The organism is Hyphomicrobium facile (assembly GCF_900116175.1).
GTDB lineage: Bacteria > Pseudomonadota > Alphaproteobacteria > Rhizobiales > Hyphomicrobiaceae > Hyphomicrobium_B > Hyphomicrobium_B facile.
On sequence record NZ_FPCH01000001.1, the window covers coordinates 468064 to 482211 of the forward strand.

Annotated in this window: 12 protein-coding genes; 4 read left to right on the forward strand and 8 right to left on the reverse strand. The window is 60.7% G+C overall.

Features of this window, described 5'->3' with window-relative positions:
- Nucleotides 1–181: 181 nt before the first annotated feature.
- Complete coding sequence (locus tag BM399_RS02250; RefSeq protein ID WP_092863627.1) at nucleotides 182–1603, forward strand: leucyl aminopeptidase family protein; 1422 nt, start codon at nucleotides 182–184, stop codon at nucleotides 1601–1603.
- A complete protein-coding gene (locus tag BM399_RS02255; protein ID WP_244531032.1) occupies nucleotides 1600–2496 on the forward strand; it encodes a C40 family peptidase in 897 nt (298 codons plus the stop codon). The genes BM399_RS02250 and BM399_RS02255 overlap by 4 nt, the downstream gene beginning before the upstream one ends.
- Nucleotides 2497–2503: 7 nt before the next feature.
- On the opposite strand, the gene BM399_RS02260 is transcribed toward BM399_RS02255, so the two are convergent.
- From BM399_RS02260 to BM399_RS02295, 8 genes are all read right to left on the reverse strand, one after another.
- Nucleotides 2504–2953 (reverse strand): hypothetical protein, encoded by a 450-nt coding sequence (locus BM399_RS02260; RefSeq protein ID WP_092863630.1) that lies wholly within the window; start codon nucleotides 2951–2953, stop codon nucleotides 2504–2506.
- An 88-nt stretch (nucleotides 2954–3041) separates the two neighbouring features.
- Nucleotides 3042–3677 (reverse strand): glutathione S-transferase N-terminal domain-containing protein, encoded by a 636-nt coding sequence (locus tag BM399_RS02265; RefSeq protein ID WP_092863632.1) that lies wholly within the window; start codon nucleotides 3675–3677, stop codon nucleotides 3042–3044.
- A gap of 11 nt (nucleotides 3678–3688) precedes the next feature.
- Entirely contained in the window at nucleotides 3689–5320 is a 1632-nt protein-coding gene (locus BM399_RS02270) for an ABC transporter ATP-binding protein (protein ID WP_092863635.1), read from the reverse strand.
- The gene (locus BM399_RS02275) at nucleotides 5320–6534 is read right to left on the reverse strand and encodes an ABC transporter permease (protein WP_244531120.1); all 1215 of its coding nucleotides are present in this window, start codon (nucleotides 6532–6534) and stop codon (nucleotides 5320–5322) included. The genes BM399_RS02270 and BM399_RS02275 overlap by 1 nt, the downstream gene beginning before the upstream one ends.
- 2 nt (nucleotides 6535–6536) lie before the next feature.
- Nucleotides 6537–7658, reverse strand: a complete 1122-nt coding sequence (locus BM399_RS02280; RefSeq protein WP_092863638.1) for a microcin C ABC transporter permease YejB — start codon at nucleotides 7656–7658, stop codon at nucleotides 6537–6539.
- On the reverse strand, nucleotides 7658–9565 hold the full coding sequence (locus tag BM399_RS02285) for an extracellular solute-binding protein (RefSeq protein ID WP_092863641.1): 1908 nt from the start codon (nucleotides 9563–9565) through the stop codon (nucleotides 7658–7660). The genes BM399_RS02280 and BM399_RS02285 overlap by 1 nt, the downstream gene beginning before the upstream one ends.
- Nucleotides 9562–11493, reverse strand: coding sequence for an extracellular solute-binding protein (locus BM399_RS02290; protein ID WP_092863645.1), 1932 nt, complete (start codon nucleotides 11491–11493; stop codon nucleotides 9562–9564). Before BM399_RS02290 ends, BM399_RS02285 begins: the two co-directional genes overlap by 4 nt.
- A gap of 163 nt (nucleotides 11494–11656) precedes the next feature.
- The gene (locus BM399_RS02295; protein WP_092863648.1) at nucleotides 11657–12220 is read right to left on the reverse strand and encodes a c-type cytochrome; all 564 of its coding nucleotides are present in this window, start codon (nucleotides 12218–12220) and stop codon (nucleotides 11657–11659) included.
- A 159-nt stretch (nucleotides 12221–12379) separates the two neighbouring features.
- On the opposite strand from BM399_RS02295, the gene BM399_RS02300 reads away from it, so the two are divergent.
- Both BM399_RS02300 and BM399_RS02305 read left to right on the forward strand, forming a co-directional pair.
- Entirely contained in the window at nucleotides 12380–13114 is a 735-nt protein-coding gene (locus BM399_RS02300; protein ID WP_092863652.1) for a 3-deoxy-manno-octulosonate cytidylyltransferase, read from the forward strand.
- A gap of 27 nt (nucleotides 13115–13141) precedes the next feature.
- Nucleotides 13142–14053 (forward strand): prephenate dehydratase, encoded by a 912-nt coding sequence (locus tag BM399_RS02305; RefSeq protein WP_092863655.1) that lies wholly within the window; start codon nucleotides 13142–13144, stop codon nucleotides 14051–14053.
- Nucleotides 14054–14148 lie beyond the last annotated feature (95 nt).

Genomic DNA, 14148 nt, shown 5'->3' on the forward strand with positions numbered 1-14148 from the left:
ATCTTGGCGAGACGTCAGTTTCTGAGGCATGGGTCAACAAACGCTTAAGTTTTGCCCCAGACCTGTATAAGCAGTGCAATCCTGAAACGGTTTGTGCTCTGGCGGCCCCCGGGCAATCCTGGCAGTTGCAGCCGGCGCGCGACTCAATCGAATGAATGCAACGCAGTGGAGTGTGAGACGAATGGCCGAGACGACAGCCTGGGCGGCGGCGGAAACATTTGCGCTCGGCGCTGCGGCCGCTGACGACATACCCGTTCATTTCGTTCCGGCCGACGGTGTCGATGCCATCGGCTCGCTTGACGATGTTCAGCGTGCCTGGCTCAAGGCGCAGAAGTTTTCAGGGAACGGCAAGCGCACCGTGCTCATTCCGGGTTCGGATGGAAACATCGCGTCCGTCGCGCTCGGGATCGGCAACGGCCAGCAGGGGGAACCGAGCGGCCCATCCGAATTGCTTGCCGGGCTTTTGGGTTCAGGCTTGCCGGCGGGAACGTATCGCTTTGCTTCGGAGCCGGCGCACGCCGATCTTGCAGCATTGGCCTGGTCTCTCGGCGCCTATTCGTTTTCGCGCTACCTGAAGAAAGACAAGAATGGCGGCCGCGCCAAGCTGCGGCTCGCCAACGCGGGATCCGATCGCATCATCAATACTGCCGAAGCCGTCTGGCTCGGCCGGGATCTGATCAACACGCCCGCGTCGGACATGGCGCCCGCCGATATCGAAGCCATCGCGCGTGTTCTTGCCGAGCGCCACGGGGCCGATATTTCGGTGACCACCGGCGACGACCTGCTGGCGGAGAACTTCCCTCTCATTCATGCCGTCGGCCGCGCGAGCCCGCGGCAGCCGCGTCTCATCGACATGAGTTGGGGGCCAGCCGGCGCGCCGAAGATCACGCTCGTCGGCAAGGGCATCACGTTCGATACCGGCGGTCTCGACATCAAGCCCGCAAGCGCGATGCTTCTGATGAAGAAGGACATGGGCGGCGCTGCAACGGCGTTGGCGCTCGCGCACATGATCATGGGGCAGGGGCTCAAATGCCGGCTTCGCGTGCTGATCCCGACTGCGGAGAACTCGGTCGGCGGCGACGCCTTCCGGCCGGGCGATGTGCTCGCAAGCCGTCTCGGTCTCAGCGTTGAGATCGGCAATACGGACGCCGAAGGGCGGCTTGTGCTCGCCGATGCTCTGGCGCTCGCCGATGCGGACGAGCCCGACAGCATCTTTGTTTTCGCAACGCTGACCGGCGCGGCGCGAACCGCTCTCGGGCCGGACTTACCAGCGTTCTTCACGAATGACGATGAACTGGCGCGCAGCCTGCCGCCGCTTGCCGCCTCTATCGGCGATCCGTTGTGGAATCTGCCGCTTTGGGATGGTTACCGACGTCATCTCGACAGCGATATCGCCGACATGAACAATGTCTGGGAGTCGCCGTTCGCCGGCGCCATCACCGCGGCGTTGTTTCTGAAGCGCTTTGTCACTCGGGCTCGCCGTTTCGCCCACTTCGACCTATATGGATGGCGAACGGCGGCTCGGCCCCTTGGCCCGAAGGGCGGGGAGCCGCAGACGGCCCGCGCAGTGATGGAACAACTGAGGCGAGAGCTGACCTCGTGACCACTGGAGTTTCGCAACGGACCGCAGGCTCCCTCGATCCGCGCCGCAACGCTTTTCGTCCCGATCTCGCGGCGAAGTCGCTCGAAGGCGTGATCCGCGCGGAGCGTTACGTCACCGGAGAGCCCGGTTTTGTCGTGCGTTCCACCGTGCCCCTTCGCAAGCAACCCGATCCGTCGTGCGGTTTCGAAACCGAGGTTTTGTTCGGCGAGAGCTTGACGATCTTCGACGATGCCAACGGCTGGGCGTGGGTTCAGCTCGCGCGCGACGGGTACGTCGGCTATCTGCGCTCGGACACGATCGCGCGCGGCGCGATACGTCCCACCCATCGCGTGCAGACGCTCGGCACATTTCTCTACGGCGCACCCGATATCAAGTCGCCGCCGATCATGCATCTCGCTCTCAACACGCCGCTTGCGGTGCTTGGTGGCGACGATCGATTTTTCGAACTCGAAGGTGGCGGTTTCATCTACGCGCGGCATGCTTCGGTGAAGGATCGCTTTGTGCGCGATTACGCGGAAATTGCCGAGCGCTTCATCGGTACGCCGTATCTCTGGGGCGGCCGCACGCGCGTCGGGATCGACTGTTCGGGTCTTGTACAGACGGCGCTACAAGCCGGGGGCATTCCGGCGCCGCGCGACAGCGACATGCAGCAGGCGGAGCTTGGTGACAACGTTCTCGTCTCCGAAGATCTCGAAGGGTTGGCGCGCGGTGACCTCGTGTTCTGGAAGGGGCACGTTGGCATCATGCTTGACGGCGTGATGTTCATTCACGCAAACGCCTATCACATGATGGTTGCGGTCGAGCCTTTGGCCGAAGCCGCGCGGAGAATTGCCAAGTCGGGCAGCCATATCTCGGCGATCAAGCGGCTCGCCGGGCGCGCGCCGTCTTTCTAATCATTAGTCAGCGACGATAGGGCAGGAAGCGGCGTGTCCGCCATTCTTCGGCGGGCGTCGGCGGAGCGATCCGCCGGTTGCCGAGCCAGTCCCAGCCGGGCGCCAGCTCGACGCGCATCGTGATGCCGACGAGCGCATCCGTCATGCCATTGAATATTTGGATCTCGTCGACGCGGCCCGCCTCGATCGCCCGAACGAGGGCCGGGAACAAATCGAACCGATCGATCGGCCGGTCCTCGTATGTTTCTGCTGCGAGCTTCAGTCCAAATTTCTGATCGGATTTGATCATCAGCTCGAACGGGCAGGCGAGATCGGCATTCGGAACGACGACCATTCGCCAGTAGCGCTCGGAGGCCGCGATGCCGATTTCGGCGCAGTCGGCCGTCGCCTTGGCCCACGCTTCGAGATCGATGAGTGTCCGCTCGAGGCGGTCCCGGAAGACGTCATTGGAAAGCATTATCGATGGATCTCGCGACGGCGATTCGGAACCACAGGATAACCGATCCCGAGGGCTCCGAAAGCACGCCGCGGTGACACTTGGCTTTTCAGGACGCGAGCGCTCGCACCAGCTCTTCGTCCTTCGCCAATGCGCTCTTGAACGCAGGGCGGCTCGTCAGGCGCTCGATATAGCTCGTGAATTCCGGCCTTTCGGGAAGCAGCTTGAACAGCGTCATCCAGCGGACCGCAGAACCAATTACGACGTCTGCGGCAGAGAATCGTTCACCAAGAATATAGGAACCGCCGCTGACGGCGCCGGATAGAGCGTCAACCGTGCATTCATATGTTCCATAGCTCATCGCCGTGGGCATGGACGGCTCGATCTTTCGCCACCGGTCGGCGATGGCTGGTTCGATGGCGCCATGATTGAAAACGATCCACCTGAGATAGGTGCCGCGCGCAGTGTCGCCGATCGCGGGGGCGAGTTGCGCATCAGGGAAAAGATCGGCGAGGTAGATCGCGACGGCGCCAACTTCCGTCACCGGAACGCCGCCATGGGTAATGGCCGGGACTTTGCCCATCGGATTGATGGCAAGGAATTCAGGAGTTTTGTGCTCGCCCTTTTTCATGTTGAGCACTTTGAGCTCGTGAGGCGGTGAGCCGAGTTCCTCAAGGAGCCAGCGGATCGCGAAGGAGCGCGTTTGCGGTGCGTGGTAGTGAACGAGCTTGGGCGTTGCCATCATCGGCCTCCTGTTCAGCTCGCGAGCGCACCTCTGTGGGCGACTTTGATGTCGAACGCGGCCGCGAGAAGGGCCTTCGTATACTCGTCCTTCGGGTTTTCAAAGATGTCGCGCGCGGGGCCTTCTTCGACGACCTTGCCGTTTTTCATCACGATGACGTAGTTGCAAAGCGCGCGCACGACTTTCAGGTCGTGGCTGATGAACAGGTAGGCGAGATCGTGTCTCGTCTGCAGATCGCGGAGGAGATCGACGATCTGGGCTTGGACGCTCATGTCGAGCGCGCTCGTCGGCTCGTCGAGCATGACGAATTTCGGCTGCAGAACCATGGCGCGGGCGATTGCGATGCGCTGGCGCTGGCCGCCTGAGAACTCATGCGGATAGCGGTCTTGGGACGTCGGATCGAGACCGACCTCCGTCAGGGCGGCGCTTACGCGTTCCCGGCGCTGGCTGTCGTCAAGCTCCGGGTTTTGAATCGTCAGTCCCTCTTCGATGATCTGGCCCACCGTAAGACGCGGCGAGAGAGAACCGTAGGGATCTTGGAAGACGATCTGCATTTCCTTGCGAAGCGGACGCATCTCTTTGTTCGTCAAGCCGTCGATGCGCTTGCCGACGTAGGCGATCGGTCCGTCGGAGGAGAGAAGACGCAAAATGGCGAGGCCGAGCGTCGTCTTTCCGGAACCGGATTCGCCGACAACGCCCAGGGTTTCACCGGCCCTGAGCTTCATCGACAATCCGTCGACGGCCTTGACGTAATCGACCGTCCGCTGAAGCAAACCCTGCTTGATCGGGAACCAGACCTTGAGGTTATCGGTCTCAACGACGACGGGCCGCGTGGTGTCGGTCGTGGGTGGCATTCCCTTGGGCTCGGCTTCGAGCAGATGGCGCGTGTAGGGATGCTTCGGCTCCGTGAAGACTTCTTCCGCCGGTCCCGTTTCGACGATCTCGCCGTGGCGCATGACGTAGACGCGCTCGGCCATGCGGCGGACGATGCCGAGGTCGTGCGTGATGAGCAGCATCGCCATGCCCATCTCTTTTTGCAGCGACTTCAGAAGCTCGAGGATCTGCGCCTGGATCGTCACGTCGAGGGCGGTTGTCGGCTCGTCGGCGATCAGCAGGTCCGGCTTATTGGCGAGAGCGATCGCGATCATCACGCGCTGACGCTGGCCGCCGGATAGCTGATGCGGATAGGCGCCGAGCCGCTTTTCGGGATCGCGGATGCCGACCTTCACGAGAAGTTCGAGGACGCGCTCGCGGGTTTTCTCATCCGAGAGGGGCTGATGCAGCTTGATGATCTCGCCGACCTGCTTCTCGATGGTGTGAAGCGGGTTGAGCGTCGTCATCGGCTCCTGGAAGATGATGGAGATGCGCCGGCCGCGGATTGCGCGCAGCTCAGCCGGGTTCATCTTCAGGATGTCCTTCCCCTCGAACATAATCTCGCCTGTTGGATGGGAGGCGGAATTGGGAAGGAGGCGCAGGATCGACATTGCGGAGACGGTCTTGCCGGAGCCGGATTCGCCGACGAGTGCGACCGTCTCACCCTTGCCGACCGTGAACGACACGCCTTTGACGACGCGCACCGCTTCGGCACCGTCGCCGAAAGCGACAGACAGATTGCGAACATCGACGAGAGGGGTTCCGGCTGTCATCAACTCTTGCCCCTGAAGGTCTTTCGCGGATCTAGCGCGTCGCGCACGGCTTCACCCATGAAGATCGCGAGCGAAAGGATGATTGAGACGGCGATGAAGCCCGATATGCCGAGCCACGGCGCTTCGAGGTGCTTCTTGCCTTGGAGAAGAAGCTCGCCGAGCGAGGGTGAGCCGGGCGGCATGCCGAGCCCCAGGAAGTCGAGCGCCGTCAGGGCTGCAATACCGCCCGAAAGCTTGAACGGCAGGAACGTCAGCGTCGCGACCATCGCGTTTGGCAGCAAGTGCTTGAACATGATTTGCCAGTCGGAAAGGCCGAGCGCCCGCGCGGCGCGGACGTATTCGAGGTTGCGGCCACGAAGGAATTCGGCGCGGACGAGGCCAACGAGAGACGTCCAGCTGAAGATCATCAAAATCCCGAGCAGCGTCCAGAAACCCGGAACGAAGAGCGACGATATGATGAGCAGCACGAACAGTTCCGGAATCGAGTTCCAGATTTCGAGCAGGCGCTGGAATATGAGATCGACGCGGCCGCCGAAGTAGCCTTGCACGGCGCCGGCAACGACGCCGACGGCGGATGAGACGATCGTCAGGATCAGGCCGAACAGGACGGAAATACGGAAGCCGTAGATCACGCGCGCGAGCACGTCTCGCCCTTGATCATCGAGGCCGAGCCAGTTGGTATTTCCAAGCTCCTCGTAGCGCGGGAGCTGGTCGGGCGGTGCGGGGCAGAGCTTAAGGGACGTTGCCCACGGAGGCGGCGCCGGATAGCCGAGGCACACGCCGCTTTCGCCGATGCGGCCCGGGTAATCCTTGTTGATCGTCGAATAGGAATAGCGGATCGGCGGCCACAGCATCCAGCCGTTGGCGTTGATCTCGTTCGCTATGTCGGGTGTCCTGTAGTCGGTTACGGCGAGGAAGCCGCCGAACTTCTCTTCAGGATAATCGACGAGAACGGGAAACAGGATTTCGCCCTTGTAGCTCGCGATCAGCGGGCGGTCGTTGGCGATGAACTCGGCGAAGAGCGAGGCGACGAACAGGCACGTGAAGATGATGAACGAGCGATAGCCGATCTTGTGGGACTTGAATCGTTCCCAACGGCGGCGGTTGACAGGCGACAGCCGGAAGCGCTGACGCAGTCGCTGAAGGCGCGATTTCGCGGGTGCCGCTTCCGGCGATACGGTAGCGCCTGATGCGCGATCGGCCCGTTGATCCATCGTCATACCTCGCGCGTCTCGAAGTCGATGCGAGGATCGACGAGGGTATAGACGAAGTCCGACAGGATGCCGACGAACAGGCCGACGAGAGAGAAGATGTAGAGCGACGCGAACACGACGGGATAGTCGCGCTTTTCGATGCTCTCGAACGAGAGAAGGCCGAGACCGTCAAGCGAGAAGATCGTTTCAATCAGGAGCGCGCCCGAGAAGAACGCGCTGATGAAGGCTGCAGGAAAGCCCGAGATGACAAGCAGCATCGCGTTGCGGAAGACGTGGCCATAAAGGACCTGGCTTTCGGTCAGGCCCTTGGCGCGCGCCGCCACGACGTATTGCTTGCGGATCTCGTCGAGGAAGGAGTTTTTCGTGAGGAACGTCATCGCGGTGAACGAGCCGACGGCCATCGCGATCATCGGCAGCACGAGGTGCCACAGATAGTCGGTGACTTTGCCGAACATCGACAGCTGATCCCAGTTGTCGGAGAAGAGGCCGCGGGACGGGAACCAATGGAAGAACTGCGAGCCCGCGAACAGGATCAACAGAAGGACTGCGAAAAGGAACCCTGGTATCGCGTAGCCGATCACGAGGACCGCGCTCGACCACGTATCAAAAGGCTCGCCGTCCCTCACGGCCTTGCGGATGCCGAGCGGTATCGAGATCAGATAGGTCAGCAGCGTCATCCAGATGCCGAGCGAGATCGAAACCGGAAGCTTCTCCTTGATCAGCTCCAGCACCGAGACGTCGCGGAAATAGCTCTTGCCGAAATCGAACGTCAGGAAGTTCTTCATCATCAGATAGAAGCGTTCGTAGGCGGGCTTATCGAAGCCGAACTGCTTCTCGAGGCTTTTGATGAAGGCGGGATCGAGGCCCTGGGCGCCGCGATATTTCGAGGTGATGGAATCGCCGCCGCCGACGCCGAGCTGATTGCTCATGGCTCCGCCGCCGAGCGTGTCGCCCCCGCCGCCGCCCATGCGGCTGACGATCGAGGACGATTGTCCCGTCAACTCGGCGATCATGCGCTCGACCGGTCCGCCGGGAGCGAACTGGATGATGATGAACGAGAACAGCATGATCCCGAAAAGGGTCGGGATCACCAGCAGTATGCGTTTTAAAAGATAAACAGCCATCAGGGCTTTGCCGGTTGTTCCTGAGTTTGAGCGGTTGGCTTACCGGAGCTTAACGCTGCGGCCTTCGCCGGATCGTACCACCACGTATCGAGTATGCCCGCATCATATTTGGGCTGCACGGCAGGTCGCGCGTATTTATTCCAATACGCTATCCCGTAAGACGCCTTATACCAGTGCGGAACCCAATAATGACCTGCACGGAGCACGCGATCAATGGAGCGCGTCGCTGTGACCAGTTCGGCCCGCGATTTCGCTGCGACAACTTTGTCGACGAGGTCATCGATAACGGGATCGGATATGCCGGCGAGGTTAAATGAGCCATCGGTCTTGGCTGCCTCCGACCCCCAATAGCTGCGCATCTCGATGCCCGGCGTCAGCCGCAAGGAATAGCGCTGGGTCGCGATGTCGAAATCGAACGCCTTCACGCGTCGCTCATATTGGGCCGGATCAACGAGACGCCACGAGGCGTCGACGCCTATGCGCTTCAAGTTTTCCGTGTAGGGAACGGTTATGCGCTCGAACATCGCCTCGAAGTCGAGGAATTCGATCGTCAGACGCTCGCCTTTCTCGTTGTGCAAGAAATTATCGGAGCCGGGCTTCCAGCCGGCAGCGATGAGAAGATCGCGGGCCTTCTTCAGGTTGTCGCGGTTGTTGCCGCTGCCGTCCGTCACCGGCGGCGTGTAGGGCTCGTCGAAGACTTCGGGTGAAAGCTTATCTTTGTAGGGCTCGAGCAGCGCCAGCTCTTCGGGGCTCGGCTTCCCGGTCGCCTTCATGTCGGAATTTTCGAAGTAGCTCGTCGTGCGTTTGTAGAGCCCGTAGAACAATTTCTTGTTCGACCATTCGAAATCGAAAACGAGATCGAGCGCCTGACGAACGCGCGGGTCCTTGAACTTGTCGCGGCGGGTGTTGAGGAAATAACCTTGCGCCCCGGACGGGCGATCATCCGGCAGCGAGACTTTGATCAGGCGGCCCTCGCGGACGGCGGGAATGTCGTAACCCGTCGCCCAGCTGATGCTCGAGAACTCTTCGCGCAGATCGGTGTTGCCGGATTTTACAGCCTCGAGTTCGATGTTGCGGTCGCGGTAATAGTCGTAGCGAATCTCGTCGAGGTTATACCGGCCCTTGTTCACCGGTAGATCCTTCGCCCAATAATCCTCTCGCCGCGAATAGGTGATGTCGGTGCCGGGATTGAAGCTCTTGATCTTGTAGGGCCCCGAGCCCAGCGGCGGCTTCAGGGACGTCTCTTCGAACGGCTGCGTCGTGTAATAGGCTTTCGAAAGAACGGGGAGCTGCGCGACGATAATCGGCAGGTCGCGCACAAGCGTGCCCTTGAACGTGTAGCGCACCGTTTCCTTATCGAGCGCTTCCGCGGACACGACATCGTGCAGCGTCATCGAGATTGCGGGATGACCTTTTTCCTTCAAAATGGCGAACGAAAAGGCGACGTCCTCGGCCGTCAGCGGCGAACCGTCGGAGAACTTCGCTTCGGGGCGCAACTTGAACGTCACCGACATTTTGTCGGGCGCGACATCAGCCGACTTGGCGACGAGGCCATAGACGGCATCGGGCTCGTCCTGCGCCCGCACCATCAGGGCGTCGAACAACAAGTCGAGGCCCTGGGCGGCGTCGCCCTTCAGGATGAACTGGTTCAGCGTGTCGAACGTGTTGGCGCCGCCGGTTCCCATCGTCACCATGCGGCCGCCCTTCGGCGCATCCGGGTTGACGTAGTCGAAGTGCTGGAAATCCGCCGGGTATTTGAGCTCGCCGAAAACCGAGAGACCATGGCGCGGTTCCGCGCTCGCGATCCTCGCGCATGACACGGAGAACAGCAGCGCCAGAGCGGTGACGAACGTCACCGGGAGCAGCGTCGTCGTTCGTGCTGAAGGAGATCCGGGCACGCGGGTCATTTTCCCTTCGCTGCTTTGACGGCCTTTGCCTTGTCGGCGTCGACCCACCAGACCTGTGTCAGACCTGCTGTCTGTGACGGCAATTTCGCCGGGCGTCCGAAGATGTCCCAGTAGGCGAGGCGCTCGTAGGGATAATGCCAGTGCGGTACGACATAGTTATTCCACAGCAGCACGCGGTCGAGTGCGTGGGTTGCGGCAACGAGGTCGTCGCGATCCTTGGCGAACACGATCTTGTCGACGATCTTGTCGACTGCGGGGTTCTTGATGCCGGCCGTATTGCGGCTGCCCGGTTTGTCTGCCGATGCCGAGCCCCAAAAATCCCGCTGCTCGTTGCCGGGCGAATTCGACTGGGCGAACGTGTCGACGATGATATCGAAGTCGCGATTGTCTTCGCGCTGCTTGTACTGCGCGTCGTCGACGTTACGCACGGTCGCCTTAATGCCGAGTGCGGAAAGGTCTTTGACGTAAGGCAGGATGATCCGTTCGAACGTATCGCCGTTGATCAGGAATTCGACCGTCATCTGCTCGCCCTTATCATTGCGAAGGGCGCGCGCAGTCGAGGCCGACGACAGTCCGATCGTCTTCTTGATCTTGCACCAGGTGCCGCACGACGGATCGTCGACTTCTTCGCTCCTGATTTTCCAGCCTGCGGCTTCGAGAAGTTTCAGAGCCTCCTGCTGATGCTTGCGATAATCGCCTTCCTGCGCGTTGACCGGGTTTTTCCATTCGGTCGTGAAGACTTCCGGCGGGACCTCGTCTTTCACTTCGTTCAAGATTTCGAGTTCGCGGCCTTGGGGCAGCCCGGTCGCGGCCAGATCGGAATTGGCGAAGTAGCTATCGACGCGCTGATAGAGATCGAAGAACAGCTTCTTGTTGGTTTCCTCGAAATTGAAAAGCAGGTTGAACGCCTGGCGAACACGCGGGTCTTGGAATTGCTGGCGGCGGAGATTGAAGACGAAGGCCTGCATCGGCGCGACGCGCTTGACCGGGATCGCTTCCTTTTTCACGAGGCCCTTCTTCAGGGCGTCGAAATTGTACTGCGTCGCCCAGGCTGCTGCCTGGTTTTCGCCCCAGATATCGAGGGATCCGGTCTTGAAGTCTTCGAAGGCGGGCGTGCGGTCGCGATAATAGGTGAATTCGAGAGTGTCGAAATTCTGCTGTCCGCGCATCACGGGCAGATCTTTCGCCCAGTAGTCGGGGACGCGCTCGTAGCTGATCTTGCGGCTCGTATCGACCGACTTGATTTTGTAGGGGCCGTTGCCGAGCGGCGGCTCGACAGTGGTCTCGGCGAGACTGCGCTGCTTGCCGTTGGCGTCTTTGCCTTCCCAGTAATGCTTCGGCACGACGTTCAACTCGCCGACAATCATCGGCAACTCGCGATTGCCTGCCTTGTCGAACGTGAACTTCACCTCGTGGTCGCCGGTCTTTTCCGCCTTTTGGACGTTCTTGTAGTAGAACGCGTAGAACGGATTGACCTTCTTGAATTCGTCGAACGAGAAGATCACGTCTTCAGGCGTGATGGGTTGACCGTCCTGAAATTTCGCTTCGGGGCGGAGCTTGAACGTCACCGAGGAAAAATCATCCGGATAGGACGCGCACTCGGCGATGAGCGCGTATTGCGTCGAGGGCTCGTCAAGGCTCGGCGTGAACAGGCTGTCGTACAAGAGCCCAAGTCCCGCGGCCTTGACACCTTTATCGGAGAACGGGTTCAGCGTGTCGAAGGTGCCGTTCGCCCATTGGCGCACGGTCCCGCCCTTCGGCGCATCGGGATTGACCCAATCGAAATTTTTGAAGTCCGGTCCGTATTTCGGCGCGCCGACGAGAGACATGGCGTTGCGGCACTGGGATTCGTCCGCACTTGCCTGGTTCGGCCAGAAACTCAAGAACGCCAGCGCGGCAACCATGAACGGCGTCAGGCGCATCTGCATATTTGAATTCGTCCTTCCAACTCTCGCTTGCAATGCCAAGTTAACATGGCTCCGGCGACCGGGGATAAGGCCGCCCGGCCGGATATGAGCCGGACATGAAACGACCCCGCCAATTGCCCGGCAGGGTCGCAAAGTTTTCCGTTCTTAGCGAGTTAAAACGCCGTCATTTTGGCAGTGGAACGGGGGTATCTGCAAGCGTCGCCAGATAGGCGATTACGTCTGCTTCATCAGACGCGGTGGGGAGCCCCTTGAACACCATTTTGGTGCCCGGAATGAAGGTTTTGGGCCCATGGAGAAAATGCGCAAGTTCTTCGAACGACCAGTTGCCACCCTTTGATTTCATTGCTTCAGAATAGCTAAAACCGGGGAAGCTCGCCTTCGGGCGATTAACGATGTCCCACAGGTTCGGACCGACGGTCGCCGCCTTGCCTTTTTCGGACACGTGGCACGCCTGGCATTTCTTGAATATGGCCTTGCCGTTTTCGGGATTTGCCTTCGCCAGGAGTGCGATGACATCTTCACCACCGCCGCCAGCTGCGGGCGCGGTTGCCGCAGCGTCTTCCTTAGATGTCGCAGCCTCGGCTGCGGGTGCGGCAGCCGGCAGCACGAATCCCGGCTTCTCGGGGGTGTGCCCGACGTTCATGTCGATCGCCGTCTTCACTCCGAAAATCAAAAGCAGCGCCGACAGCACAGCGCCCGCTATCTTCGTGAACTCGAAACTGTCCATTTATCTTCGCTCCCTTCGGCTTCCCCAGGACGCGCAATTCAAGGTGACGAGATCGATTTGCGGTATATAAGCTCGTCCACCCCGCAAGCACGTCGACGTTTTTTGAATGTCGATAGCGATATCGTGGCAATTTGTCACCGAACAAAAGATCTCAGCGCAGTGGCCCAAGAAACTCTCATCCTCATACCGGCGCGGATGCAGGCGACGCGGCTTCCCGGCAAGCCGCTCGCGGACATTCATGGAAAGCCTATGATCGTCCACGTCTGGCGGCGTGCGGTCGAAGCGAACGCAGGGCGCGTCATAGTCGCGACCGACAGCGCCGAGATTTTACAGGCGGTGAAAGCGGCCGGCGGCGAGGCCGTCATGACGCGCGCCGATCACGCATCGGGCTCGGATCGCATTTACGAGGCCGTCACCAAGGTCGATCCGGCGCACAAAGCCGAGATCATCGTCAATCTGCAGGGCGATCTGCCGACGCTCGATCCCCGGCTCGTGCCCGAATGCGTCGCGCCGCTCGGGTCGGGTGAAACGGATATCGCGACCCTTGCGGCGCTCATTGCCGATGACGATGAGCGAGGCAATCCGAACGTCGTGAAGGTCGTTGGGACGCCGATCGGCGAGAACCGGCTCCGGGCGCTTTATTTCACGCGCGCCACCGCGCCTCACGGCGAGGGGCCGCTCTTTCATCACATCGGGATCTACGCTTATCGCCGCGACAGTCTCGAACGCTTCGTCGGGCTGCCTCCAGCGGTTCTCGAAAAGCGGGAAAAACTTGAACAATTACGGGCGCTTGAGGCTCAAATGCGCATCGACGTCGCTATCGTTGACACCGTTCCTCTCGGTGTCGATACTCCCGCCGACCTTGAGCGCGCCCGCCGCCTCATCGCGCCCTAGCATCTTCTCCCGGACAATCGACAGGCTATGACAAATCAAACGGGCTCCGAACTCGGCGCCGGCAAAATCTCGTACCAAGGTGAGCCGGGGGCGAATTCGCATCTGGCGGCGCGCGAGGCTTATCCAGATTTCGAAAGCATCGCCTATCCGACGTTCGAGGACGCCTTGGCGGCGGTCAAAATGGGGGAAGCGCAGTATGCGATGATCCCGGTTGAAAATTCGGTCGCCGGGCGTGTTGCCGACATCCATCATCTGCTGCCCGATGCCGGTCTCTATATCGTCGGCGAGCACTTTCTGCGGGTGCGCCACCAGCTGATGGCGAAGCCCGAAGCCAGCATGTCGACGATCAAGCGGGTCATGAGCCACACGCAGGCGCTCGGCCAGTGCCGGAACACGCTGCGCATGCTCGGCTTGAAACCAGTTCCGGAAGCCGACACCGCCGGTTCCGCGCGCCTCGTTGCGGAAAGCGACGACCTTACGACGGGCGCCATCGCATCGCGGCTTGCCGCCGAAATCTACGGGCTGAAGATCCTGAAGAGCGACGTCGAGGATCAGGAGCACAACACGACGCGGTTCGTCATTCTGTCGAAGGAACCGGACGATGCGGAGCCCGGGAATGGCCCGGTCATGACCACGTTCCTCTTCCGTGTCCGCAACGTGCCGGCGGCCCTCTACAAGGCGCTCGGCGGCTTTGCGACGAACGGCGTCAACATGACGAAGCTCGAGAGCTATCAGGAAGAAGGCACCTTCAACGCGACGATGTTTTTCGCCGATATCGAAGGCCACCCGGTCGACCGGCCCGTTCAGCTGGCGCTGGAGGAGCTCTCCTTTTTCTCGACGCAGACGAAAATTTTCGGCACCTACCCGGCAAGCCCATTCCGCAAGGAAGCCCGCGAGCTTGCCGCGAGCGGTCTCGTGCCGATCAAGCGCCCTAGTTGATGGCCAAGGACATCCAGCCGCCTCAGATTTTCGAGGATGAGTTAAATCCTTGATCTTCCGAAGGGTTGTACTTTTCCGCTGCTCGGCCCATTATA

What these genes read in the sequence shown, in the direction of transcription:
- BM399_RS02250 (WP_092863627.1), top strand. Translation starts at nt 182, where the DNA reads ATGGCCGAGACGACAGCCTGGGCGGCGGCGGAAACATTTGCGCTCGGC.
- BM399_RS02260 (WP_092863630.1), bottom strand. Translation starts at nt 2,953, where the DNA reads ATGCTTTCCAATGACGTCTTCCGGGACCGCCTCGAGCGGACACTCATC.
- BM399_RS02265 (WP_092863632.1), bottom strand. Translation starts at nt 3,677, where the DNA reads ATGATGGCAACGCCCAAGCTCGTTCACTACCACGCACCGCAAACGCGC.
- BM399_RS02270 (WP_092863635.1), bottom strand. Translation starts at nt 5,320, where the DNA reads ATGACAGCCGGAACCCCTCTCGTCGATGTTCGCAATCTGTCTGTCGCT.
- BM399_RS02275 (WP_244531120.1), bottom strand. Translation starts at nt 6,534, where the DNA reads ATGGATCAACGGGCCGATCGCGCATCAGGCGCTACCGTATCGCCGGAA.
- BM399_RS02280 (WP_092863638.1), bottom strand. Translation starts at nt 7,658, where the DNA reads ATGGCTGTTTATCTTTTAAAACGCATACTGCTGGTGATCCCGACCCTT.
- BM399_RS02285 (WP_092863641.1), bottom strand. Translation starts at nt 9,565, where the DNA reads ATGACCCGCGTGCCCGGATCTCCTTCAGCACGAACGACGACGCTGCTC.
- BM399_RS02290 (WP_092863645.1), bottom strand. Translation starts at nt 11,493, where the DNA reads ATGCAGATGCGCCTGACGCCGTTCATGGTTGCCGCGCTGGCGTTCTTG.
- BM399_RS02295 (WP_092863648.1), bottom strand. Translation starts at nt 12,220, where the DNA reads ATGGACAGTTTCGAGTTCACGAAGATAGCGGGCGCTGTGCTGTCGGCG.
- BM399_RS02305 (WP_092863655.1), top strand. Translation starts at nt 13,142, where the DNA reads ATGACAAATCAAACGGGCTCCGAACTCGGCGCCGGCAAAATCTCGTAC.